The 23,391-nt window shown below is 69.4% G+C and carries 24 protein-coding genes; 18 read left to right on the top strand and 6 right to left on the bottom strand.

Translation table 11 applies throughout. The features are described 5' to 3' along the window. From ABD831_RS10385 to ABD831_RS10365, 5 genes are all read left to right on the top strand, one after another. Positions 1–2,229: a DUF5682 family protein gene (locus tag ABD831_RS10385; RefSeq protein ID WP_344945487.1), complete on the top strand. Its 2,229-nt coding sequence runs from the start codon at positions 1–3 to the stop codon at positions 2,227–2,229. Further along, positions 2,226–3,392, top strand: a complete 1,167-nt coding sequence (locus ABD831_RS10380) for a VWA domain-containing protein (RefSeq protein ID WP_344945484.1) — start codon at positions 2,226–2,228, stop codon at positions 3,390–3,392. The genes ABD831_RS10385 and ABD831_RS10380 overlap by 4 nt, the downstream gene beginning before the upstream one ends. Positions 3,393–3,418: 26 nt before the next feature. Then, positions 3,419–4,084 (top strand): uridine kinase family protein, encoded by a 666-nt coding sequence (locus ABD831_RS10375; protein WP_344945481.1) that lies wholly within the window; start codon positions 3,419–3,421, stop codon positions 4,082–4,084. Positions 4,085–4,164: 80 nt separating this feature from the next. After that, positions 4,165–4,689, top strand: coding sequence for a nitroreductase/quinone reductase family protein (locus tag ABD831_RS10370; protein ID WP_344945478.1), 525 nt, complete (start codon positions 4,165–4,167; stop codon positions 4,687–4,689). Further along, a complete protein-coding gene (locus tag ABD831_RS10365) occupies positions 4,686–5,111 on the top strand; it encodes a hypothetical protein (RefSeq protein ID WP_344945475.1) in 426 nt (141 codons plus the stop codon). Before ABD831_RS10370 ends, ABD831_RS10365 begins: the two co-directional genes overlap by 4 nt. On the opposite strand, the gene ABD831_RS10360 is transcribed toward ABD831_RS10365, so the two are convergent. From ABD831_RS10360 to ABD831_RS10350, 3 genes are all read right to left on the bottom strand, one after another. Further along, on the bottom strand, positions 5,020–6,435 hold the full coding sequence (locus ABD831_RS10360; protein ID WP_344945472.1) for a M1 family metallopeptidase: 1,416 nt from the start codon (positions 6,433–6,435) through the stop codon (positions 5,020–5,022). The genes ABD831_RS10365 and ABD831_RS10360 overlap by 92 nt on opposite strands. 207 nt (positions 6,436–6,642) lie before the next feature. Then, positions 6,643–8,313: a beta-propeller fold lactonase family protein gene (locus ABD831_RS10355; RefSeq protein ID WP_344945469.1), complete on the bottom strand. Its 1,671-nt coding sequence runs from the start codon at positions 8,311–8,313 to the stop codon at positions 6,643–6,645. Between the two features lie 322 nt (positions 8,314–8,635). Further along, positions 8,636–9,046 (bottom strand): VOC family protein, encoded by a 411-nt coding sequence (locus tag ABD831_RS10350; protein ID WP_142179530.1) that lies wholly within the window; start codon positions 9,044–9,046, stop codon positions 8,636–8,638. Positions 9,047–9,454: 408 nt separating this feature from the next. On the opposite strand from ABD831_RS10350, the gene ABD831_RS10345 reads away from it, so the two are divergent. The 6 genes from ABD831_RS10345 to ABD831_RS10320 all read left to right on the top strand — a co-directional run bounded on the left by ABD831_RS10345 (position 9,455) and on the right by ABD831_RS10320 (position 13,998). Beyond that, positions 9,455–9,793 (top strand): hypothetical protein, encoded by a 339-nt coding sequence (locus ABD831_RS10345; RefSeq protein ID WP_344945466.1) that lies wholly within the window; start codon positions 9,455–9,457, stop codon positions 9,791–9,793. 83 nt (positions 9,794–9,876) lie between these two features. Continuing rightward, on the top strand, positions 9,877–10,728 hold the full coding sequence (locus ABD831_RS10340) for a hypothetical protein (protein WP_344945464.1): 852 nt from the start codon (positions 9,877–9,879) through the stop codon (positions 10,726–10,728). 174 nt (positions 10,729–10,902) lie between these two features. Next, on the top strand, positions 10,903–11,277 hold the full coding sequence (locus ABD831_RS10335) for a YciI family protein (protein WP_142179533.1): 375 nt from the start codon (positions 10,903–10,905) through the stop codon (positions 11,275–11,277). A gap of 87 nt (positions 11,278–11,364) precedes the next feature. Next, positions 11,365–12,357: a DUF2804 domain-containing protein gene (locus tag ABD831_RS10330; protein WP_344945458.1), complete on the top strand. Its 993-nt coding sequence runs from the start codon at positions 11,365–11,367 to the stop codon at positions 12,355–12,357. A gap of 33 nt (positions 12,358–12,390) precedes the next feature. Continuing rightward, positions 12,391–13,161 carry a TIGR01458 family HAD-type hydrolase gene (locus ABD831_RS10325; protein ID WP_344945455.1) on the top strand — a complete coding sequence of 257 codons (771 nt, stop codon included), beginning with the start codon at positions 12,391–12,393 and terminating at the stop codon, positions 13,159–13,161. A 114-nt stretch (positions 13,162–13,275) separates the two neighbouring features. Next, the gene (locus tag ABD831_RS10320) at positions 13,276–13,998 is read left to right on the top strand and encodes a DUF72 domain-containing protein (RefSeq protein WP_344945452.1); all 723 of its coding nucleotides are present in this window, start codon (positions 13,276–13,278) and stop codon (positions 13,996–13,998) included. A gap of 378 nt (positions 13,999–14,376) precedes the next feature. On the opposite strand, the gene ABD831_RS10315 is transcribed toward ABD831_RS10320, so the two are convergent. Beyond that, complete coding sequence (locus ABD831_RS10315) at positions 14,377–14,973, bottom strand: dihydrofolate reductase family protein (RefSeq protein ID WP_344945449.1); 597 nt, start codon at positions 14,971–14,973, stop codon at positions 14,377–14,379. A 107-nt stretch (positions 14,974–15,080) separates the two neighbouring features. On the opposite strand from ABD831_RS10315, the gene ABD831_RS10310 reads away from it, so the two are divergent. Both ABD831_RS10310 and ABD831_RS10305 read left to right on the top strand, forming a co-directional pair. Further along, a complete protein-coding gene (locus ABD831_RS10310; RefSeq protein WP_344945446.1) occupies positions 15,081–15,752 on the top strand; it encodes an N-acyl homoserine lactonase family protein in 672 nt (223 codons plus the stop codon). Between the two features lie 61 nt (positions 15,753–15,813). Beyond that, complete coding sequence (locus tag ABD831_RS10305; RefSeq protein ID WP_344946902.1) at positions 15,814–16,488, top strand: alpha/beta fold hydrolase; 675 nt, start codon at positions 15,814–15,816, stop codon at positions 16,486–16,488. Positions 16,489–16,666: 178 nt separating this feature from the next. On the opposite strand, the gene ABD831_RS10300 is transcribed toward ABD831_RS10305, so the two are convergent. After that, on the bottom strand, positions 16,667–17,182 hold the full coding sequence (locus tag ABD831_RS10300; protein ID WP_344945444.1) for a nitroreductase family protein: 516 nt from the start codon (positions 17,180–17,182) through the stop codon (positions 16,667–16,669). A 452-nt stretch (positions 17,183–17,634) separates the two neighbouring features. Between ABD831_RS10300 and ABD831_RS10295 the strand changes: the two genes are divergently transcribed. Then, complete coding sequence (locus ABD831_RS10295) at positions 17,635–17,970, top strand: DUF4760 domain-containing protein (protein WP_344945441.1); 336 nt, start codon at positions 17,635–17,637, stop codon at positions 17,968–17,970. A gap of 584 nt (positions 17,971–18,554) precedes the next feature. Here ABD831_RS10295 and ABD831_RS10290 read toward each other — a convergent pair. Next, on the bottom strand, positions 18,555–19,466 hold the full coding sequence (locus ABD831_RS10290) for a LysR family transcriptional regulator (protein ID WP_344945438.1): 912 nt from the start codon (positions 19,464–19,466) through the stop codon (positions 18,555–18,557). Positions 19,467–19,586: 120 nt separating this feature from the next. Between ABD831_RS10290 and ABD831_RS10285 the strand changes: the two genes are divergently transcribed. The 4 genes from ABD831_RS10285 to ABD831_RS10270 all read left to right on the top strand — a co-directional run. After that, positions 19,587–20,720 carry a PrpF domain-containing protein gene (locus ABD831_RS10285; RefSeq protein ID WP_344945435.1) on the top strand — a complete coding sequence of 378 codons (1,134 nt, stop codon included), beginning with the start codon at positions 19,587–19,589 and terminating at the stop codon, positions 20,718–20,720. Positions 20,721–20,782: 62 nt separating this feature from the next. After that, positions 20,783–22,093, top strand: a complete 1,311-nt coding sequence (dctA, locus tag ABD831_RS10280; protein WP_344945432.1) for a C4-dicarboxylate transporter DctA — start codon at positions 20,783–20,785, stop codon at positions 22,091–22,093. Between the two features lie 337 nt (positions 22,094–22,430). Beyond that, positions 22,431–22,748 carry a hypothetical protein gene (locus ABD831_RS10275; protein WP_344945429.1) on the top strand — a complete coding sequence of 106 codons (318 nt, stop codon included), beginning with the start codon at positions 22,431–22,433 and terminating at the stop codon, positions 22,746–22,748. Positions 22,749–22,852: 104 nt separating this feature from the next. Next, positions 22,853–23,391, top strand: a 539-nt coding sequence (locus tag ABD831_RS10270; protein WP_344945426.1) for an alpha/beta fold hydrolase, incomplete at its 3' end; no start/stop codon positions are given.

Raw genomic sequence — 23,391 nt, 5'->3', positions numbered from 1 at the left:
ATGACGCAGGTCGAGGCGCGTGTCGAGGTGCTCGGCGTCCGGCACCACGGGCCGGGCTCCGCGCGGTCGGTCGCGCGCGCCCTGGACGAGCTCCAGCCCGACGTCGTCGTCATCGAGGGACCGCCCGAGCTCGACGCGCTGGTCCCGCTGGCCGCCGACCCCGACCTCGTGCCGCCGGTGGCCGGGCTCGTCTATGCCGTCGACGAGCCGCGCAGGGCAGCGTTCTACCCCTTCGCCGTCTTCTCCCCCGAGTGGGTGGCACTGCGCTGGGCGCTCGACCACGGGGTCGACGTCCGCTTCGCCGACCTGCCCGCGACGCACCACCTCGCCGACAGTGACACGGAGAATGAGGGGGACGTGCCACGGCGCCCCGGCAGGCGGGTCGACCCGATCACGGCCCTCGCGTCAGCGGCAGGCTACGACGACCCGGAGCGCTGGTGGGAGGACGCCGTCGAGCACCGCCGCACCTCGTCGCTCGCACACTTCGCGCACCTGCGCGAGGCGATGGAGGGCGTCCGCGGCAGCCTCGAGGTCGACGACGACGCTCGACGGGAAGCGTTCATGCGCAGGGTGATCCGCGCCGAGATGCGCGCCGGCCGCGAGCGCATCGCCGTCGTCTGCGGGGCCTACCACGCGCCGGCGCTCGACCCCGCGTCGTTCCCACCGGTGAGTCGCGACAACGCGCTGACGAGCAAGCTGCCGAGGATCAAGGTCGCCGCGACGTGGGCGCCCTGGAGCTCCGAACGCCTGTCGTATGCCAGTGGCTACGGCGCCGGGGTCCGCTCGCCCGGGTGGTACCACCACCTCTTCGTCACCCCCGACGACGTGGTCGTGCCGTCGTGGTTCGTCCGGGTCGCCCGCACCCTGCGCGGTGAGAACCTCGACGCGTCGACGGCATCCGTCGTCGAGGCGACCCGGCTCGCCGACGCGCTGGCAGCGGTCCGTGGACGCCCGTCCGTCGGGCTGGCCGAGCTCACCGATGCCGCTCGCGCCGTGCTCACCGACGGCGCCGACCTGCCGCTCCGGCTCGTCGACCGCACCCTCGTCATCGGCGAGGAGCTCGGTCGGGTGCCCGAGTCGACCCCGATGGTCCCGCTCGCCGGCGACCTCGCGAGGCAGCAGAAGTCGTTGCGGCTCAAGGCGTCTGCCACCTCGACCGTGGTCCAGCTCGACCTGCGCCGCGAGTTCCAGCTCGCCCGGTCGGTGCTGCTGCACCGGCTGTCGGTGCTCGACGTGCCGTGGGGCGCGCAGGTCGACGCGGGTCGCACGACGGGCACCTTCAAGGAGGCGTGGGAGCTCGAGTGGACGCCGGAGCTGGCTGTCGCCGTCATCGAGGCCAGCCTCTACGGCACGACGGTCCGAAGCGCTGCCGAGTCCCGCATCGCCGAGGAGGCGCGCGACGCGGCAGACCTCGGCGTGCTCGGGCGGCTCATCGAGGAGTGCCTGCTGGCGGACCTGCCCGAGGGGCTGCGCGCCGTCGTCGCCGCCCTCGCCGAGCGCACTGCGCGGCAGCACGACACGCGCGCCCTGCTCGAGACGGTCGAGCCGCTCGCCCGCACCTGCCGCTACGGCGACGTGCGCGGAGTCGACGTCGCCGACGTGACGCACGTGCTCCAGACCGTCGTCGTCCGGTCATCGGTGGGGCTGCGCGCGGCGTGCTCGAGCCTCGACGACGACAGCGCGGCAGCGATGCGCACCGCCGTCGAGGCAGCGCACCGCGGCGTCGCCCTCGTCGACCGCAACGACCTGCGCGAGCCGTGGACCGAGGCACTGGCGACGGTCGGCCGCGACGAGGCCATCCACGGCGCCGTGGCCGGACGGGTCAACCGGCTCCTGCTCGACGGAGGCCAGCTCGGCCACGAGGAGGCGGCCGCGCGCCTGAGCCGCCGCCTCTCCCCCGGCACGCCCGCGCCCGCCGCGGCGGCCTGGCTCGACGGCTTCCTCACCGGTGAGGCGCTGCTCCTCATCCACGGCGACGACCTGCTCTCGATCATCGACGAGTGGCTCGTCGGCGCGAGCGAGGAGGCGTTCGAGGACCTCCTGCCCCTCGTGCGGCGCACCTTCTCGCGCTACCAGCCCGCCGAACGCCGCCTCATCGGGACGCACCTGCGCGACATCGCCAGCGGCACGCGTACGCCAGCAGTGTCGACGGACTCGCTCGACCTCGACCGTGCCGCCCCGGCGATCGTGGCCGTCGCCCGGCTGCTGGGCCTGGAGGTGGCGTCATGACCGAGCGCGACCGGCTGACCCGGTGGCGGCTCGTCCTCGGCGGCGAGCAGTCCGACGGCATCGGCGAGGGGGCCAGTCTCGACGCCGACGACCTCAAGCGCGACGAGGCGCTGCGCGAGCTCTACGACGGCGAGCGCCGCAGCGGTCTCGGCGCGTCCGCGCCCAGGGTCGCCCGCTGGCTCGGCGACATCCGGGGCTACTTCCCCTCATCGGTCGTGCAGGTCATGCAGCACGACGCGATGGACCGCCTCGGCCTGACCCAGCTGCTCCTCGAGCCCGAGCTGATGGAGGCGGTGCAGCCCGACGTCAACCTCGTCGCGACGCTCGTCGGGCTCAACCGCGTCATCCCCGAGCGGTCCCGGGCGACGGCGCGCGCCGTGGTCCGCGTCGTCACCGACGAGCTCGAGGAGCGCCTGCGCGCCGAGACGGTCCAGGCGGTGACCGGCGCGCTCAACCGGGCCGCCCGCACCCGGCGCCCCAAGGCCTCCGACATCGACTGGAACCGCACCATCGCGGCCAACCTCAAGCACTACCAGCCCGAGCACGGCACGGTCGTGCCCGAGCGGCTCGTCGGCTACGCCCGGCGCGCGCACCGCGTCGAGCGGCGGATCATCCTCTGCATCGACCAGTCCGGGTCGATGGCCGAGTCGGTCGTCTACTCCAGCGTGTTCGGCGCCGTGCTCGCCTCGCTGCGGTCGGTCGAGACCCGGCTCGTCGTCTTCGACACCGCCGTCGTCGACCTCACCGACGAGCTCGACGACCCCGTCGACGTGCTCTTCGGAGTGCAGCTCGGCGGAGGCACCGACATCAACCAGGCACTCGTCTACTGCGAGAGCCTCATCGAGCAGCCCGGCGAGACGATCCTCGTGCTCATCAGCGACCTCTACGAGGGCGGCATCGCCGAGGAGATGGTGCGCCGGGCATCGTCGATCGTGGCATCGGGCGCGACGATGGTCGCGCTGCTCGCGCTCAGCGACTCGGGGCGGCCGAGCTACGACGCCGGCCACGCCGCAGCCCTGGCCGCTGTGGGGGTGCCGGCGTTCGCGTGCACGCCGGACCGCTTCCCCGACCTCATGGCCACGGCGATCGAGAAGCGCGACATCACCGCCTGGGCGGCCGCCAACGACATCGTCACCACCCACGAGCCGGAGCCGACCGCGTGAGCCGGCCGGACGGCATACTCGACCGCATGCGACTGCACCCCGAGGAGACCGAGGCGGGGCCGTGGCGTGCCGTCGACGACGCAGAGTTCGTGGCGCTGCTGACGCGCCTGCTCCCGGAGGGGCGCGGCGTCCTGCTCGTCGACGGGCGTTCCGGCAGTGGCAAGTCCACCTTCGCCGAGCGCGCGGCCACGTTGCTCGGTGGGGTCATCGTGCACAGCGACGACCTCGCGTGGCATCACGACGCGATCGCGTGGGACGACTTGGCGATCGACCACGTCATCGAGCCGTGGCGTCGCGGTGAGGACGTCGACTACCGCCCGCCGGGATGGGTCGCCAAAGGCCGCGACGGCTCGGTGACGGCGCCCGCGGACGTAGGCGTGCTCGTCCTCGAGGGGGTCGGCGCGGGCCGCGCGTCGCTGGCTGTCCACGCCGACGCGGTCGCCTGGGTGCAGGCCGACCGTGACGAGGCGCGCGAGCGCGGACTGCGCCGCGACGTCGAGCTCGGGCGCACGCCCGAGGAGGCGGAGCGATTCTGGGACGAGTGGATGTCGGCCGAGGAACCCTTCCTGGCCGACGACCGCCCGTGGGAGCGCGCCGACCTCGTCGTGGGCTCGCGTGAGGCCGAGTGGGCGCCGGGGCGCACGACCGTGGCGCTGCAGGCCGACGAGGACCGGCTGACCGACAGCCGCTGACGAGCGAGGCCTCGACGGCGGTTCCCGGGTGCGGACTTCCGGCCCTACCGGGGTCGGTGGTGCAGGGTCACGCTGTGGTCATGTCCAGTGATCGCAAGGCTCAGGCAACGGTGGCGAGTGGTCGGCGGGCACGGCTCCAGCCGCGCTGGTTCATCGTGGCGTTCTGGCACGGCCACAGGGCGGTGCTGCGCGCGACCGGCGGCCGGCTCGGTCTGTGGCGACCGAAACCGGGCGGCTGGGGGGCGCTGTGGCTCACCACGACCGGCAGACGCAGTGGGAGGACGCGACGGGTGGTCCTCGGCTACGTCGAGGACGGCCGCAACCTCGTCACGATGGCGATGAACGGATGGGGTCCGGCCGAGCCCGCGTGGTGGCTGAACCTGCAGGCGAACCCGGACGCCGTCGTCCGGACCCGTGACGGGGTGCGACCGGTCCGGGCACGCCGCGCCCGGGGCGAGGAGCGCGAGCGGCTCTGGGCCCGCTGGGCCGAGATCGACAAGGACCTCGAGGACTTCGCCTCCCGGCGCCCGCACGAGACGGCCGTCGTCGTGCTCGAGCCGCGCGACGGCGCGGAACCGGATGACACGACAGGAGGCAGGCGATGACGACCCCGACACGGACGACAACGACGACGACCGAGGGCCTGCTGGCCCGCGCCGGTGACCAGCTCAGCGTCCGGCGCGTCTTCGGTGAGCCGGTCGAGCACCACGGCATCGTCGTGATCCCGGTGGCCATGGCCGTCGGTGGTGGCGGAGGCGGCACGGGCCCGGACGACCAGGGCACCGGCGCGGGTGTCGGCGGGATGGTCCGGGGCATCGGCGTCTACTCGATCGCCGACGGCAAGGTCCGCTACATCCCGGCCGTCGACACCAGCGCCCTCGCCGTCATCACCCTGATCCTCGCCCGGTCGCTGCTGCGTGCCCGCCGGCGGCGGCTCACCAGGACGTGGGCTTCTGGGGCTGGTAGAGCCACACGTCGAAGAAGTGGTCGAGGTTCATCCCGGAGGTCTGCTCGGCGAGCGCGATGAACTGGGCCGTCGTGACGTTGCCGTAGCGGCTGTCCGTGACCCAGGTGCGCATGATCCGGAAGAAGGCGTCGTCACCGACCTTCTGCCGCAGCGCCTGCACCGTCATCGCGCCGCGGTTGTAGATCGTCCCGTCGAAGAGGTGAGCCGGGTCGCCGGGGTCGCCGGGCGGGGGTGTCCAGAACGAGGTCTTCGAGGCGGGCGTGTTGTAGAGGGTGTCGAAGTAGCCCTGAGCGCTCTTCCGGCCGTTGTGCTCGCTCCAGATCCACTCCGACCACGTCGCGAAGCCCTCGTGGAGCCAGATGTCCGGCCACTGCCGGAGGGTGACCGAGTCCCCGAGCCACATGTGCGAGAGCTCGTGGGCCACCGTCGCCTCGTCGGGCATCCGGTCGTAGACGGGCTTGGTCTGCGTCTCGAGCGAGTAGCCGACCTCGGGGGCGTTGTCCGCGACCGAGCCGACGGCGTTGAACGGGTAGGGCCCGTAGATCGACTCGTAGAACTGCACGATCTGCGGAAGCTTCCGGAAGACGTTCCCCGAGGGGAGCGTCGGGTCGATGGCGACGTAGGAGGGGATGCTGCCCACCTGCGAGACCGTCAGGTCGAAGCGGCCGAGGGTTGCCGTGGCGAGGTAGGGAGCCATCGGGTCGCTCTCCCGCCAGACCCAGGTCGTGCGCCCTCCCGTCGTGGTGCTCGACACGAGAACGCCGTTGGCCATCACGGTGAGGCCCTCGGGGACGGTGACCGCGAAGTCGAAGGTCGCCTTGTCCTGCGGGCTGTCGTTCACCGGGTACCAGCCCGGCGAGCCCTGCGGCTCCCCGACGACGAAGGCGCCGTCATCCGTCGGGACCCACCCCTCGATCGACCCGTCGGGGTCGGTCACCACCTGAGGTATGCCGGCATAGGTGACCGACACGGTGAACGGGTCACCGGCGCGAAGGCCGTTCCTGGGGGTGACCACGAGCTCCTGCTCACCCGCACGCTCGAAGGCCGCGGCAGTGCCGTTCACCTGCAGTCCGGAGATCGTGAAGCCCCGCAGGTCGAGGTCGAACCGCGAGAGGTTCTGCGTCGCGGTCGCGGTGATGACCGCCGTTCCCGTGAGCTGCTTCGTGCTGGGTTCGTAGCCGAGGCCCAGGGAGTAGTGGGAGACGTCGTACCCGCCGTTGCCCGCCTGGGGGAAGAACGGGTCGCCCGATCCGGAGGCTCCCGGTGAGAAGGTGACCGCCGCCGCCGGCCCGGCCGTGACCAGGACCAGCGCAGACGCCGCGAGCAGCGCGTGCTTCCTTCGTCCGAACATCCTCGCCACCCCCTGGGCGTCACCGTGGATCATCCGAGCCTAGGACGAGACCGGGCGCGATGTCTGCTTTCGGGGAAGGCGCACCGATGATGCCCAGCCCTTGTCCAGCCGGGACAACAGACAACACCCCGTCCTGGCGAGAGGACGGGGTGTTGCAGTACACGACTCTAGCCGGTGAGCCTGTGCCGACTTCGGCAGTTGGCAGGGATGCGTTTCGGCCGGACGCGCCCGGGTCGCGCCTCAGAGAGCGGCGACCAGGTTGGTCAGGATGGAAGCCTGCTCGGAGGTCAGCGCCTTGCCGGTCTGGGCCGACACCTGCTGGTCGAACGCGCGAAGGATGTTGCTCTTCGCCGTGTCCTGGCCGCGTGCGGCGGCCTGTGCGGCGGCCATGAGCTTGTCACAGAGGCCAGTGGCCACACCGGCGTTCGTGGAGAACTGGGTGACCAGGTTGGCCAGGCTGCCCGAGCTCACCAGCACGTTGAACGTCGTCGTCGCGGACCCCTGGTTCCCGGCGTTGTCGGTCGCGGTCGCCGTCAGGGTGTGCGATCCGAGGCCGAAGCTGTAGGCCGGGCCAGAAGTGTTCGCGCAGGTGGAGGAGGCGACACCGGAGAGCGTGTCGGCGGGGGTGCACGTGATCGAGACCTGCTGGTCGACGGTGTAGCTGCCCGCGTTGCCGCTGTAGGTCACGGTCGGGGCGGCCTTGTCGATGCGGATGCCCGTGAACGTGGCCGAGGCGGTGTTGCCGGCGATGTCGGTGCAGCTGCCGGTGGCGGACTGCCCGTCTCCGTCGGTGCCGACGGTCTGGTCCGGGGTGACCGAGGCGACGCCGGAGCCACCGAGGTTGTCCGTGCAGGTGTAGTGCACGCTCACGTCGTGGTTGGTCCACGTGCCGGCGGTGTAGGGCGACCCGTTCGAGGTCGCTGAGGCGGTGACGGTCGGCGCCGTCGTGTCGATCGTACGGATCACCGACACCGTGTTGCTTGCGGTGTTGGTGACGTACGCGGTCCCGGTGTCCGCGTCGACGGCGACCCCGCTGGGGGCGTTGCCGACCGGGACGGTGGCGGTCACCGTGTTGGTCGCCTCATCGATCACCGACACCGTGTTGTCCTGGTTGTTCGCGACGTAGACGACTCCCGCACTGGGATCGACCGCGACCTGCCTGGGATCGTGACCCACACGCACGTGGGCCACCACCTGGTTGGTCGTGGTATCGATCACCGCGACGGTGTCGGGGCTGGCGTTCACATAGGCCGTGTGTCGGGAGGGATCGACGGCGACTGAGCTGGCACGCCCGCCAACGGGGACGGTCGCGAGGACGCCGTGAGTCGAACCATTGACGACCGTCACGGCGCCGCTGTCGAGGTTGGTCACGTAGACGGTGTTGGTCAGCTCGTTGACGGCGACACCGAAGACGATGGGGCCCGCGCCGAAGGTGGCCGTGGGGGCAAGCGTCGCGCCGGAGATCCCCGAGACCGATCCGCCGTAGAAGTGGGAGACGAACACGGTGTCGGTGACCGAGTTGACCGCGGCCCCGAAGTGCGGGCCATCGCCATCCTGCTGAAGCTGACGCGAGGCGACGAGCGTGTTCGCGTGGTCGATCTCGACGAGCTGGCCCTCGTGGTAACCGCTGCCGCCGGTCGCCGTCGTGGCGTACGTCTTGTCGGTCACCGGGTTGACCGCGAGCGCCAAGGGCGACCCTCCAACGGCAACGGTCGCGCCGACGGCGTTGTCCGCGGTGTTGACGACCGAGACGGTGCGATCGGTCTGGTTCCCGACGTACAGCCGGCCACTCCTGGAGTTCACCGCGACGGGCGCGGGTCCGGCGCCGACCGGGATGGTCGCCGTCACCGCATAGCTGGGTGCGGTGGGAGCGGCGACCGCTGTTGCGGCGCCCGCCTCAACGCCCGCCACGGACAGAAACATGAAGCCGGTTATCGCCACAGAAAGACTGCGACCACGAATACCGCAACGCACGGAAGAACCCCCACGACTCTGGCGGGAAAGGCACGACGGGCGTTCCGCGTGTTTCGAGTCACCAGTTAGAAATCGCACGGTAAGCCCCACTTTTACCTTTTCGTGGGGTTTTGCACATATCCCGACTGGCGATCGCGCCAGGACCTGCTCGCACACAGGTCGCGGCGGTCCTCGCTGCGCACCAACTCGTGCGCAAGCCTGGGCCAACCACGAGCGGTGGACTGAGGTCATCCGCGGCACCCGGTCGGCGCGTGGAACGCTACGCGTCGTCCGTGTCGACCCGAGCCGCTTCGTCGGACGTCAGCAGGACGACGTTGCCGTCGGGATCGTCGACCATGGCGGCATACGGGCCCGTCGTCTGCGTGGGTGGCATGCGGCTGGGATGGCCAGCGGCGACGAGGTCGGCCCAACGCTGGTCGACGACGGAGTCCTCGCCCACATAGAACTCGAGCAGCTGCTGGTAGCCCCCGGCCGGCCGGGTCCAGGCCGGGTCGTAGGTGGCGGCGAACGAGGTCGTCAGCAGCAGGCTGACGCCACTGCCCATCCGATGGATCACGACAGGTCGACCCGGCACCGGATCCGGGACGTCGAGACCGAGGTCGCGATAGAACGCGACCGACGTCGCCAGGTCGCGGACCTCGAGGATCAGCATGCTGAGCTGGATCTCCATCCGCCCACTGTCCCACCGGGACAGGCTGGTCCGAGAACGGAATTCGGGCAACGCCTGGGGCCCTCGGTGTTACGTTTGTGATGGTGCCCATAGGAGCCTTTCATGCCGATCCGATGGTTACGTGCCGCCGTCCCTTGGGTGGCTGTGATGCCCGTCGCCCTGCTCGGAGCGGCATGCAATTCGACGGCTGAGCAGGGATCCACATTCAGTTCGGCCAGCTCAAACGGCGTGGCTACACAGGGGGACGGCGGGCAACTTGAGGGTGGCGCCGGCGGACCGGTGGAACCCAGCGCCACCCCTCCAGCGGGTGAGGATCTGAGCGGTGGGGCCGGCGGCCCAGCGGAACCTACTTTCACGGCGCCACCCAACAAGGACCCGAGCGGCGGCGCCGGTGGCCCACCAGAGCCCATGCCGACAACCGTGGACGTCAATGCGCTGTGCACGGCGGCCGCCGTCAGCCCCACCACCATGCCTGACGGTTGGCCCGCTCCGTCCGCACAGGACCTCCTCAACAACATGGCGTCCCGGTTGGCGACTGAGCTCGAAACGCTGAAGCAACACGAACTCTCGGTAGCCTTCGCCGACTACGCAAGCTCCGGGGTGGCCCTGCTTGCCAGTTACCAGAGCAGCGATTCGGCGGCGATTGCCAGCGCGAGGGAGCGCGTGATTGCCTCAGGACGAAAGGCATCCGAGTTGGCTCGATCCCTTGGATTCGACGAGTGCGCCGCGCTGACGCAGACCGGGTGACGCCCGGACGCCACCTCGCATCATCGAGGCGGCCTGCCCGAGCAGGAAAACCGGATACGACTCAGCAGCGGCCTCAATCGGTCGTGAACCGGACCTTGGAGACGGCTGCGAGAGTGGCGGGCCTGACGGGCCTGGCTGGTGCGCTGCTCTTCTACTTCGGCTGGGCCCGAGCGGCGTCGACGTTCAGCTATTTCGGGATCGAGCTGGACGTCCTCGACCTGTCGTTCAGGGACTACGTGTTGAGAAGCGTGGGCTCCGCGTACTGGCCGGCCGCCATGGCGTTGGTGGTGCTGCTGCTCGGACTCGTTGTGCACCAAGTGCTTCGCCAACGACAGAACGTTGTGGCGATCGGCCTCCCACTCGTGGTCTTGGGAGCGATCGCCATGGCACTGGGCGCCGCAGCGGTCGGCGGAATCGTCAGTTTCCGTACGGCGTGGCCGGTCGTCCCGGTCCTTCTGCTGTCCGGATCTGTCGTGGCGGCCTACGGCGCCTGGTGGCTCAGGCGTCGGACCGTCATGCGCCCAGTGGTAGTCGGTGCCGACCCGAGCGGAGAAAGTGTCGTCCGTGCCATCGTCACGATGCTCATAGTGCTTCTCGGCTTCTGGACCGTCTCCAGCTATGCGTCCTATCGCGGACTACAGGTCGCTCAGGACCTCGCGACAAACCTCCGCGGGCGACCGGCAGTGGTGTTGCTGAGCAGCAAGGACCTGCGCATCACCGGTAGCGGCACGCTGGGTGTAGAAGGCGGCGACGGCTCGACGCACTATCGGTACTGCTACACAGGTCTCCGCCTTCTCATTCGATCAGGGGGGCGCTACTTCCTGGCCCCGGAGGAATGGCGTCGGGGTCGAGACCCGGTCATCGTGGTCCCGGACTCGAATGACGTGAGGTTCGACTTCTACAAGACGACGACCGCCCCTCGCTGCGGCCCGTGATCTCGCGGCTGGGTGGGCCCCTTGCCGGCGCAGGACGCACCCGCAGTGGCATATCCGGGAAAGCAGCTTCCTCCCAGACTTGGGAAAAGGCTCGAGGTGGATGTCGAAGTCCTTCCCAGCCGCTCGACGTACGAGTGCGAAGCAACACCCCAACCACCAGTAGGAGTGATCGACATGCCGCGTTTCATGGGTTTCGTGCGAATGGAAGAGGGGATCGGTACCCCGCCCCAGGCACTCTTCGACGCGATGGACGTCCACATCGGCGAGCGGGCCGCCGCAGGCGTGTTCCTCGACGGCGGCGGCCTGTACGGCACGGAGGACGCCGTGAACTTCGTGGTCCGCCAGGGCGAGATCAGTCAGCACGATGGCCCGTACGCCGAGGCGAAGGAGGTCATCGGAGGCTGGTCAATCATGCAGTACGACACCGTCGAGGAGGCCGTGGCGGATCAGCGGAAGTTCGCCGAGCTGCATGCCAAGTACTGGCCTGAGGTCACGGTCATCTCGACCCTGCGCCAGATCTCCACCGGCCCGGAGGCGCCTGGCGACTGACCGGGGTTCCGACGCCGGCATCGGGACGGCAGTCGCGGTCTGCCACGTCGGCCCCATGGCCGACGTGGCAGGCCGATGATGGGGCACGTGCCCCAGGAACGCGAGATCACCGAAGCCGTCGACCTCACGCTGGGGAACGGTCGCCTCAATCCCGCCGCGGTGGGCTGGACACGTTCCCCGCTGCACCGCACCGACGGCGTGGGCCACGGCCGCGTCGGCTGGGGCCGCAACAAGCGCTGGGAGTACTGGGCGGTCACGTTCGAGACGCACGTGGCCGCCGTCGTGGTGTCCGACATCGGGTATGCCGCGGTCCCCTCCCTGTTCGTCCTCGACCGCCGCTCGGGCGAGCAGATCTCGGTGGACGCGATCTCACCTCTGGGCCGCGGCACGAGCCTGCCGGGCACCCTCGACCGAGGCCCGGCCCGCGCCCGCACGAAGCACCTCGCCATCGACATCGTCGCCACCCCCGACGGCACCAGACTGCGCGCGCGGAGCAAGCGCGTCGACCTCGACGTCATCGCCCATCTCGTGCCGGGACATGACCGACTCGGCGTCGTGGTGCCGTGGAGCGACCGGCTCTTCCAGTACACCGTCAAGGACCCAGCCCGCCCGGCGGTGGGCCGCGTCATCGTGGACGGCACGGCATACAGGACCGCGGACGGAACCTCGTGGGCGACCCTCGACCACGGCCGCGGGCGCTGGCCGTATGCGGTCTCGTGGAACTGGGGCTCCGGCTCGGGCATCGTCGGGGGCCGCACGATCGGCCTCCAGCTCGGCGGCAGATGGACCGATGGAACCGGTTCGACCGAGAACGCGGTCATCGTCGACGGGTGGCTCACGAAGATCAGTGACGACCTCCGGTGGCAGTACTCACCGGAGGACTGGATGTCGCCGTGGCGGATCGACGGCGGCCCGGTCGCGCTGACGTTCCATCCCGAGCACGTTCGCGAGTCGGTCACCCAGCTGGGCGTCCTGGCCTCGCGCACGCACCAGTGCTTCGGCACCTGGAGGGGGCGCGTGGGTGAGGTCGGCGTGGACGGGCTGTTCGGATGGGTCGAGGACGTGCACCAGCGCTGGTGACACGGGGCGCACGATGATGGAGACATGCGTGGGGTGTTGCTCGACCTCGACGGGGTCGTCTACGTCGGTGACCGGCCGGTGCCGGGCGCCGTGGATGCCGTCGACTGGCTGGTCCGCGAGGGCATTGCGCACGTCTTCCTGACCAACACGACCTCGCGGCCGCGGCAGGCGATGGTCGCCAAGCTGGCAGGTCTGGGGATCCCGGCGGGGCCGGATCAGGTCCTCACGCCAGCGGTGTCTGCGGTGGCATGGTTGCGGGGCCACGGCATCACCAGGCCCGCGGTGTTCGTCCCTGACGCCACCGCCGCCGAGTTCGCCGAGCTGGATCCTCTTCCGGACGGCGCCGAACACGGCGCTGGTGCGGTGGTCGTCGGTGATCTCGGCGAGGGCTGGAGCTACTCCGAGCTCAACCGCGCTCTTCGCCTGCTGATGAGCGACCCCGCAATACCGCTGGTGGCATTGGGGATGACGCGGTACTGGCGCGCCGAGGACGGCCTTCGACTCGACGCGGGCGCCTTCGTGCGGGCGCTGGAGTATGCCGCGGGCCGGACCGCGGTCGTCGTCGGTAAGCCCGACCCGACCTTCTACGGCGCCGCAGTCGATGCTCTGGGCGTGCCGGCCGACCAGGTCGTCATGATCGGCGACGACCTCCACACCGACGTCGAGGGTGCACAGCTGGCTGGCCTGAAGGGCGTGCTCGTGCGGACGGGCAAGTTCAGCGCGTCCGATCTGACCGGAAGCGTCAGGCCCGACGCGGTGCTCGACTCGGTGGCAGACCTTCCACGACGGTGGGCAGAACTCTGAGTCGAGCAGCTCGCTCCGAGGCACTCCCGATAGGGAAGACTCCCGCGTATGGGCGAGTGGAACATGCTGCGCAGGGCGTCGGGTCGAGCCCGCCACGCCTGGGAGGGATAGGGCGTGGACGTTCGCGTCGGACTGTGCGGTTGGACCATCTCGCAGTCCTCGTATGTGCGGCGCTTCCCCGTCGTCGAGGTGCAGCACACGTTCTACGGCCCGCCGGCGGATGCCGTGCTGACGCGCTGGCGCACCCAGGTGCCGGCCGACTTCGAGTTCACGATCAAGGCATGGCAGATCGTCACTCATGAGTCCAACAGCCCCACCTACCGGCGGCTGAAGCAGCCGTTGCCGGACAGGGCACGTGGTCAGGTGGGCGGGTTCCGGACGACGCCCGAGGTCCTTGCGGGCTGGCAGCGCACGCTCGAGTGCGCCCGCCTCCTGCGGGCGACCGCCGTGCTGCTCCAGTGCCCGAAGAGCTTCCGCCCGACGGCCGAGAACGTCGGACGGCTGCGTCGCTTCATGTCGCAGGTGGAGCGGCCTGCCGGGCGACTGCTGTGGGAGCCCCGTGGTGACTGGCCCACGCCGCTGCTCGCGGAGCTCTGTGCCGAGCTGGACCTCGTTCACGTCGTGGACCCGATGCAGACCGAGACGGTGACACCGGAGCAGACCTACTACCGGCTGCACGGCACCACGGGCTCGCGGCACGTCCACACGGATGAGGAGCTGCGCCGTCTGCGGGACCTGGTCGACGGCCGACCGTCCCCCTACGTCATGTTCAACAACCTGCCCCGCACCGGCGACGCAGAGCGCTTCCTCGCCCTGCTCTCGAATGAACGCCAGTGAGCTGGCGGCGGAAAGACCCCGGCTGGTGAAACCACGTCGGACCGTCGGAGCTTGATGGGAGCATGGCGGCATGATGCTGCCCCCTGGAGGAGTGGACGCCGACGAGGTCGCGCCCTACGACGTGCCCCGCGGCCGCTGCCCTTCCTGCGGCAGTAGCGAGGTCCGACACCTCATGATCGGGCTTCCAATGGACGAGGAAGCAACGACCAGGACGCCAGTCTGGGTCGAGTGGATCGGCTGCGGCCACCCGGGATATGACCGCGAGTGTGAACGATGCGGGTCTACCTGGGACTCGGAAGATCCTCATCGAGGCGCCCCGTCGAGCTAGGACCACGTCCCGGGGTGCTCAGCATCCAGGCGGGCAACGGCTGCCTGGTCTCAGCGGCGGACCCGATATCGCAGGTGAAGAACCCTGTCGCCTTGAATGACGACGCTCGGATCGTCGAGCAGGTGCTGGGCATCGATCGGGCCGAAGTACCTCTTGCCCTTGCCGAACACCACCGGCACGACGTCCATCGCCACCTCGTCCACCAGGTCGAGTGCGAGCGCCTGCCCCCCGACGTTCCCGGCACAGACCGCGACGACTCGGTCTCCAGCCCGGCGCTTCGCCTCCTCAACGGCGCCGGTGACGTCGGCGAAGAACGGGACATCAGCCTCTGGGTGCCAACCCTCGGGCTTTGGGCGATGGGACACCACCACCAGATGCTCACCGGCTGGCGGCTCGGCCTCCCAGCCGTTGGTCAGGTCGAACAGGTGCCGCCCCTGGATGGTGGCACCGATGCTGCCCCAGAACGAGCTGACGTACTCATGGGATCGGGCGCTGACCCGGAACGGGGCGTGACGGTCCTCGCCCGCCTCGTCTGCGATAGGCATGTCACCGTTGAAGTACCAGTCGAACAGCGGCCCCACGTCTTCGTTCTCGTCGGCGATGAAACCGTCCACGGACACCACTGCATGCATGATCACGGTTGCCATGCACAAACAGACTAGGCGCCGTCTGCTGACCGCAGGCCAGGCATGAGCAGGAACATCGTGCGGCATAAGCCACCGCGAGCCGACCGTCGTCCCCCAGACTTTCCGCCATGGGCGATCCACGAACCGAGAAGAGCGAGGGACCGGGACGTGAGGTCTCGCTGCCGACCATCACGCCGGTGCTCGTCGCCGAGCTGCTCGCCGACGGCGACCGGATGCCGGTTTACGTCCACGTCATCGACCATCCAGACGGACGCGTGCTGGTCGACACCGGCATGACGCAGCTGCACCCGGCGGTCAAGGACATGGACCCCCAGCTGACTCCACTGAGCGAGCGAACCGACTTCGACCTGGCCGGAGTCGACGCCGTCGTCAACACGCACCTGCACTTCGACCACTGCGGCGGCAACCACCTCTTCGCCGGCACACCGGTCTACGTCCAACGCACAGAGCTGGACGACGCGCGCACCGAGGACGACTACACGATCCGCGAGTGGGTCGACGCTCCCGGAGTGCAGTACGTGCCGGTCGACGGCACGCTCGAGCTGTTACCGGGCGTCCGGCTCGTCCCGACACCAGGCCACACCCGAGGCTCGCAGGTCGTGGTCGTCGAAACGGGCGGCCGCTCAGTCGTTATCGCCGGTGACACGGCCGTCTTCTTCGACGAGCTCGACGATCCACGCACCGAAGGCCAGCGCCTGATCCGGGCACTCGCACCTCACGAGGTCTGGCTCTCGCACCAGCACGAGCCTTGGCGGCCGTCGAGCGATCGGGACGCCTGACGCACCGCCCTAACTGACGGCGCGGGCCGCGAAGCCCGTGTCGGTCTGGCTACAGTCAGGCATGCCTACCTTCGTTCTCATTCCGGGAGCAGGTGGGTCGGCGTGGGTCTGGAGTCGAGTCACAAGGTTGCTGCTCGAGGCCGGGCACGACGTGATCGCGGTCGATCTGCCCGGCGACGACGAAACCGCCGGACTGAACCGCTACGCCGAGCTGATGGTGGACGCGATCGGCTCGCGCTCGGACGTCGTGCTCGCCGCGGGGTCGCTCGGAGGCTTCACCGCTCCGCTCGTCTGCGAGCGGGTGCCGGTCCGTGAGCTGGTGCTGGTCAACGCGATGATCCCGGAGCCTGGCGAGACCGCTGGCGACTGGTGGGCGCACACGGGCGCGGTTGAAGCCCGAGAGGAGGCAGCCCGCGCCGGTGGCTACGGTCCCTTCGACGTGGCGACCTACTTCCTGCACGATGTCGACGCCGAGGTCGCGGCCGAGGGCGAGGCGTATCAGCGCAACGAGGCTGACGTCGTCTTTGGATCGGTGTGTGACTTCACGGCGTGGCCGGCGATCAGGATCCGTGTCCTGGTCGGCGCTGACGACCGTTTCTTCCCGATCGGCTTGCAGCGCAAGATCGCTCGCGACCGGCTGGGCGTCGAGGCCGACGTCCTTCCGGGTGGGCATTTGCTGCCAGTCGTGCAGCCTCGACTGGTGGCCGACTACCTCCTGCAGACGACCCGCTCCTGAGACGTCTGCCGAGTCCGTCGCGTGCTCTGCGGCGACGCCCGACACACTCGCGCTGCGGGTGATGTCCTCGGCGGTCCCGAGCGGGTTGGCCACAGGCACACGACAGCTCATCAGGGTGATGAGTTCTCCGCGCTCAGGCTCGACCGTGACGCTGGTCTCGCTTGCCTCATCGGACTGGTCACCAGCGTCCGCGGTGCACCACCTCGGCGAAGGGGCGTCGGTTCAGCCGCTCGATGACGGCAAGCGGCTTGTCCGACGGATAACCGACGGCGAGCACGTAGGCCAGGAACCGTCCTTCGGGGAAGCCCAGAACCGCGCGGGCCTGTTTCTGGTCGGCGGCCGCAGCATGGCCTGTGCCGATGCCCAAGTCGGCTGCGGCGATGGTCATCGCATAGGTGGCCTGCCCGAGGTCGTACTGCAGGAGAGCGGACTGCCGATCGTCCTGCGGATCCGGCGCGACGATCGCGATTGCGGCTGCCGCTCCGGCTACATGCGTGGCGCCTTGCCACACCTGGGCCAGTTCGACCAGTTGCGCCCGGTCCGTGATGAGCACGAAGTCCCACGGCTGCCAGTTGCCCGCCGACGGGGCACGTCGCCCGGCCTCGAGAATCCGATCCAGCGCCTCGTCCGGGACTGGCCGATCACTGAACTGCCGAACGTTTCTTCGCGCCCGCAAGGCGTCCCACGTCTCCACCATGACATCGTGCGCCCCCAAGCGCTGGTGTGGCTACGATCTGCGTTGCCGTCTCTGTCCTAGGCGGTCTGCATGGTCAGTGTGTGCGAGCCGAGTTCGCGGCGGTATGACCCTGCCAAATCCTGTCAAAAGCTCGGCGCGGGCGGCATCGCGTCAGGCCGGGTCTTGCGGACTGGGCTGCTCGAGCTCGGGGCAGGTGGGCGCCCCAGTCGCGGGACGGCCTCTACTGTCGCCGACAAGTTGCCGACACGGCGAATCCTGTCGGCGACCGAGAGCGGCGGCAGGCCGAGGCGGCATCGGGTGCGGTCGGTCTGTGGTCCTGACGTTGCCTCGATGGTCGCTCCAGCCAAACACGGTCCCGGGCAAAGTTCCTCCGGTTGCACGCGGTGGCGAGTAGCGTCGCCAACAGCACCATCGAGGATCAGGGCAGATGTTCGGACAGGAGACGTGACGTGGCGAACCGGGAAGACGCAGCCCTGCTCGTGCAACTCGCACAGTGGGGCTCCACGATGGGCATCGAGGAGGCACAGCACGCAATCTGGAGCGACACCTTCGACCCCGAAACGGCGTCGGCCGAGGACGTTCTCGTATCCCGAATCCTGACCTGGGGTGAGACCGTTGGCACGCTCACCAAGAACGGGCTCCTGGACACCGACCTGGTCCTGGACTGGCTCTGGGTCTCAGGGCTATGGACCCGGGTGGGTCCAGCAGCCGTGAAGCTGCGTGAAAAGCACGGCGTCCCTGAGCTCTACGAGAACTTCGAAGCTCTGGCCACGCGGCAGGGCTGAGCGCCTAGCTTCCGGGAAGTGAGTCCAGGGCCAGCTGTCGAAGTGCCGTGGAACGCCGTGTCGGCGCTCGGTACCCTGAAGGGCGCCGGGCAACGGCACGTCCCCCGGCAGTCTTATTGGTGGTTGGTACGGGCCAGCGGCGCGTGGACACCCCGATCCCCGCTCCTATGCATCCGGGGCCCAGGCCCTCCGCGGATGACGCATCCGTCTCGCAGAGGGCTGAGTGGCGATCACCGAATGACTCGACGGACCGCTGCGGTTCACCCGCCAAGGGCGTCTTCATGGGGTGATCCGAGCCCGTCCTTCGGGCCTTGCCCCTCCGGCCCAGAGCGAATGGCAGCTCACAAGCAGCCGTCTCCCCATTAGATCCGGCGCTGATAGATCCGGCGCTGAAACCCGTATCCCTTGGTGGCCACACGCCCGACTCGCGGCGAAAAGACCGACCACGTCCAGGGCACTTTGCTGGGGCCGCTCACGTACAGGGATTCGTAGGTCTACCGGTCTACCGGATTTGCCGGTCAGCGCCGCCTCGCGACCGCACGAGCAGTACCGCCGCGTACACGCTTCGAGCCGTTGCCGGAGCGTCACGTACTCGCCAGGTGCGCACTCGCGATGGATCGGCATACCTCCGTCGCCTGCCGGGCTGACGGGCTGAGGTGTCGGCCGCTGAGGTGGGCCAGCAGGATCCTGCGGCTGGGCGCGTTCTCGAGCGGAACGGCGACCACGTCGGGGCGCAGAGCGCTCAGGGCCAGCTGAGGAGCAAGGGCGATCCCGATGCCGGCCGCGACCATGCCCTGCGTCTCCTGGTAGTCGTTCGCCGCGAACGCGACGCTCGGTTCGAATCCCGCGGCCCGGCAGACGCGGCGCAGGACGTCGGCAACCGGGTGCTCATCGCGGACGATCCAGTGCTCGTCCTGGAGGGCCTCCGCTCGTACGGCAGGGGCGTGGGCGAGCTTGTGCTCCCGGGGCAGGAGCAGCAGCGTCGGGTCGCTCATCAGCGTGACGGTGGTGAGCTCCTCGTCCTTGATCCGCTGCCAGGGGTAGTCCCAGAGCAGCGTCAGTTCGATGTCGCGACGCTTCAGCCGGTCCACGAGGCCGGCGCGCCGGGCGCTGACGACGGTGACGGTCACCTCGGGGTGGCGGGCACGGAAGGCCAGCACGACGTCGGGCATGAGCGAGGCACCGACGGTGGGGAAGGTGCCCATGCGCAGCTGGCCACGGCGCAGCCCCGCGAACTCGTCCATCTCGGCACGGGCGGCCTCGATGATCCGGTCGATGTCGTCGGCGTAGCGCAGCAGTGCCCGCCCGGCCTCGGTCAGCACGGCCCCGCGCGGGTGCCGCTCGAGCAGCGCCACCCCCATCTCGTGTTCGAGCTTCGTCACCTGCTGGGACACGGCCGAGGTGGTGAAGGACAGCTCAGCCGCAGCGGCGGTGAGTGAACCGAGCCGGCTGACTTCGCGCAACAACCGGAGCCGTCGGAGGTCGAGGTCGAGCATGCAGTGACTTTAGCAAAAGTCGACACTCCTCAAGTTTTCTCTGATTGTGCTGAAGCCTACGGATCGGGATCGTTGGCGGAGCGGGGCCGATCCGGGCCCCTCTGGAGAGAGGAGGCGACCGTGCAGCTCCACGGTCACTGGTATCGAGGCGGAACGAGCAAGTGCTGGCTCTTCGATGCCGACGACGTCGCCCGCCACGCGAGCACCCACGAGGAGATGCTCCAGTTGTTGGCTGACGCGTTCGGCGCTGGGGACGCGCGCCAGCTCGACGGCGTCGGTGGTGGCACCTCGACGACCTCGAAGGCCGCCATCGTCACCGGGACGCCGGACGGACCCGCGGACCTCGACTACCTCTTCGCGCAGGTGGGCATCGGTGACACCACCGTCGAGCTGGGGTCCAACTGCGGCAACTGCGCCACGGCCATCGCCCTGTATGCCGTGCAGGCCGGCATCGTGCCCGCCGGGGAGATGGCCACCCGCGTCACGATGCGCAACCTCAACACCGGGGCGATCCTCACCGGGACCATCGCGACACCTCTCCGACGGGTCCCGACGTCCGGCCAGGCACGAGTTCCCGGCAGCGCCGCCCCGGGCGTCCCGGTCCGACTGTCGTTCCACGCCCCGTGGGGGCAGTCGACCGGCAGCCTGCTCCCGACCGGCTCGCCGGCCGACCGGCTCACCGTCACGGCCGGAGGTCGGTCGCTGGCCGCCACGATGGTCGACGCCGGAGCACCGGCCGTCTTCGCCCGGGCGGGCGACCTGGGAGTCGACCTGTCCTCGATGACGGACAGCCTGACGGAAGCACTTCCCCTGCTCCTCGAGGTGCGCGCGGCAGCGGGAGTGGCCATGGGGCTACGACCCCCCGGCGCTCCTCCGCAGAACGCGATCCCCAAGGTCGGCCTCGTCGCGCCCGCAGGCACCTACACCGCCTCGGACGGAACCGTCGTCCCCGAGGAAAGCCACGACCTGAGGGTGCGGATGCTCTCGATGCTGGCGCCGCATCCCGCGATCGGCCTGACCTCTGCCGTGGCGGTCTCTGCCGCAGCCGACGTCACCGGTTCAGTCGTCGCAGACAGCCTCACCCGGCAGTCGACATCCGGCCACGGCCATCGGCTGCGGATCGGCACGCCGGCAGGCGTGGTCACGACCGAGGTCGTCACCGACCCGGCCGGCAACGTCGTGGAGGTCGTCCTCGACCGCGCCGCCCGTCAGCTCGCCACTGCCCACATCGAGGTCGCTCGAACCGTGGCGTAACCAACACCGCTTCAATGAACATGCCCTCTCGCCAGAGCGGGGCCGACCCAGGAAGTTTTTCAATGAAGATCAAAACCATCCTCGGGCACCTGTACGTGCAGGTCCTCATCGGCGTCGCGCTCGGAATCCTCGTCGGAGCTTTGTGGCCAGACCTGGGTGCCAACCTCAAGCCGCTGGGCGACGCGTTCGTCAAGCTGGTCAGGTTCATGATCGCCCCGATCGTCTTCGGCACCATCGTCAGCGGCATCACCTCGATGTCCGACGTCAAGCGAGTCGGCCCCACCCTCCTGCGCTCGCTCGGGCTCTTCTACGCCCTCACGGCCCTGGCGCTCGCGCTCGGCCTCGCCGCGGTCCTGCTCCTGCACCCGGGCACCGGCATGCACGTCGACCCAGCCCACCTGGACGCGAGCGTCACGGCCAAGTACTCCACCGAGGCAAGCCACAACAGCCTCGCGGACTTCCTCCTCGGCCTCATCCCCACCACGTTCGTCGGTGCCTTCGCCGACGGGGCCATCCTCCCGGTGCTGCTCATCGCGACCCTGTGCGGCTTCGCCTTCGCCAAGCTCGGTAGCGCCGGCAAGGTCGCCCTTGACGTCATCACCAGCTTCAACCGAGTGCTCTTCGTCGTCTTCGGCTACCTCATGAAGGTCGCTCCCATTGGTGCGTTCGGCGCCATGGCGTTCACCGTCGGCAAGTACGGGGCCCACTCCATCGGGAACCTCGGGATGCTGATCCTCGCGTTCTACGCAGCGTGCGTCGTCTTCGTCCTCGTCGGCCTGGGCACGGTCGCGAAGATCACCGGCTTCAGCCTGCTGCAGGTGCTCAAGTACTTCCGTGACGAGATCCTCATCGTGCTGGCCACCTCGTCAAGCGAGCCGGTGCTTCCCCGCCTGCTCTCCAAGCTCGAGAAACTCGGCTGCGACCGTGGGGTGGTCGGCCTGGTCGTACCGACCGGCTACTCCTTCAACCTCACGGGCACGGCCGTCTACCTCACGCTGGCCTCTATGTTCATCGCCCAGGCCTGCGACATCCACCTCGGCTGGAGCCAGATCCTGCTGATGATCGGCATGATGCTCCTGACCTCCAAGGGCGCTGCCGGCGTCACTGGCAGCGGGTTCGTCGCCCTCGTCGCCACCCTCACCGTCATGCCCGACGTGCCCGTTGCGGGAGTCGCCCTCATCGTCGGCATCGACCGCTTCATGAGCGAGGCCCGCGCCCTGACGAGCACCATCTGCAACATCGTCTGCTGCATCGCCGTGGCGCGGTGGCAGGGAGCCCTGGACACCCAGACCTTGCGGGCCGAGCTGTCCTCCGGGTTCGTCCCCTCGCCGGCCGAGCGGCGGGCGCTGGCGGCCGCCGTGCCCACCCACTGAGGCGCCCCAGCGGTGCGCTTGCACGCCCCCGTTCCGCGACACGTCGGTCGCGGGACGGGGGCGATGGCGTCCTTGCGTCCATGCCGGGCCACATGGCATACGAGGGCGGCAAGCCTCTCCGACAGAACGGTCGTCGACGACGCGCTGTCCGCGACAGCTCGCCTGTCGCAGCCCGGGGCGATATGCCGTGCGCTGCGAGTCCTCCCACGTGGACGATGCGTCACACCTCGTCACCGACGACAGTCCCACTGGTGGCCCAGCTTGCACTCGACTGTCATGACGCTTGACAGGTGCCGAACCTGTGCCGTCCCATCGAAGGACGAGATGGAGGTTTGCGATGTACGGATACGTGCTCCACTTCCCGGCGCCCATCGACGCCTACCTGGCCATGCACAAGGCGGTCCTCGACACCTTGTCCGAGGACGGTGGAGGCGAGGGGCTGCTGGTGCACTTCGCCTATCCGACGGAGCAGGGCTTCGACCTGACCGAGGTGTGGGAGTCGAAGGATCAGCTGGATGCCTTCAACCGCGACGTGTTCCCGAAGGCCATGTCACGGGCCGGCCTGACCATGGACGGCCCTCAACCCACGCCGGTCGAGTTCGAGCCAGCCGCGGTCATGACACCACGCGCCTTCAACTCCGAAGCTGCCGACTGACACGCCCGGCCAGCGCGGTGGGCTGCGGCTGGATGCGAGCGGTGCTCACCAGGGGCGCGACTGCCTCGGCAACGCGGGGATCCGCGTGAGATAGCGTCGCGGGAATGACGCTCAACTACATTCGACGGGGACGCGGCAGGCCGCTGTTGCTCGTGCACGGTCTGGGCGCGGGATGGCGGTCGTGGGCCCCGATCATCGAGCAACTTGCGGAGCGCCGGGAGGTCATCGCTGTCGACCTGCCGGGATTCGGTGATACCCCGTCGTTGACGGGCGAGGTCTCGATCGCGTCCCTGACCGACTCCGTCGCGGACTTTATCCGTGAACAGGGTTTGGAGGGGGTCGCGACTGCTGGCCAGTCGATGGGTGGACGGATTGTGCTTGAACTCGCCCGGCGGGGAGTCGGTGGCGACACCGTGGCTCTGGACCCGGGCGGTTTCTGGAGCGATCGCGAGCTCGTCGTGTTCGGCGCCACGCTGCGGCCGTCGATTGCTCTGGTCCGAGCGCTGCGCGGCATGTTGCCCTCGCTGCTGGGCACGCCCGCGGGGCGGACGTTGCTGCTGGCACAGTTGTCGGCGCGACCATGGGCGCTCTCGCGTGAGACCTGCCTGCCCGACGTGGCCGGCCTGGCCGACGCCCCGTCGAC

Source organism: Terrabacter ginsenosidimutans (genome assembly GCF_039539425.1).
GTDB classification, from domain to species: Bacteria; Actinomycetota; Actinomycetes; order Actinomycetales; family Dermatophilaceae; genus Terrabacter; species Terrabacter ginsenosidimutans.
The sequence above is the reverse complement of the archived record's forward strand: the minus strand, read 5'-3'. Positions and strand labels throughout refer to the sequence as shown.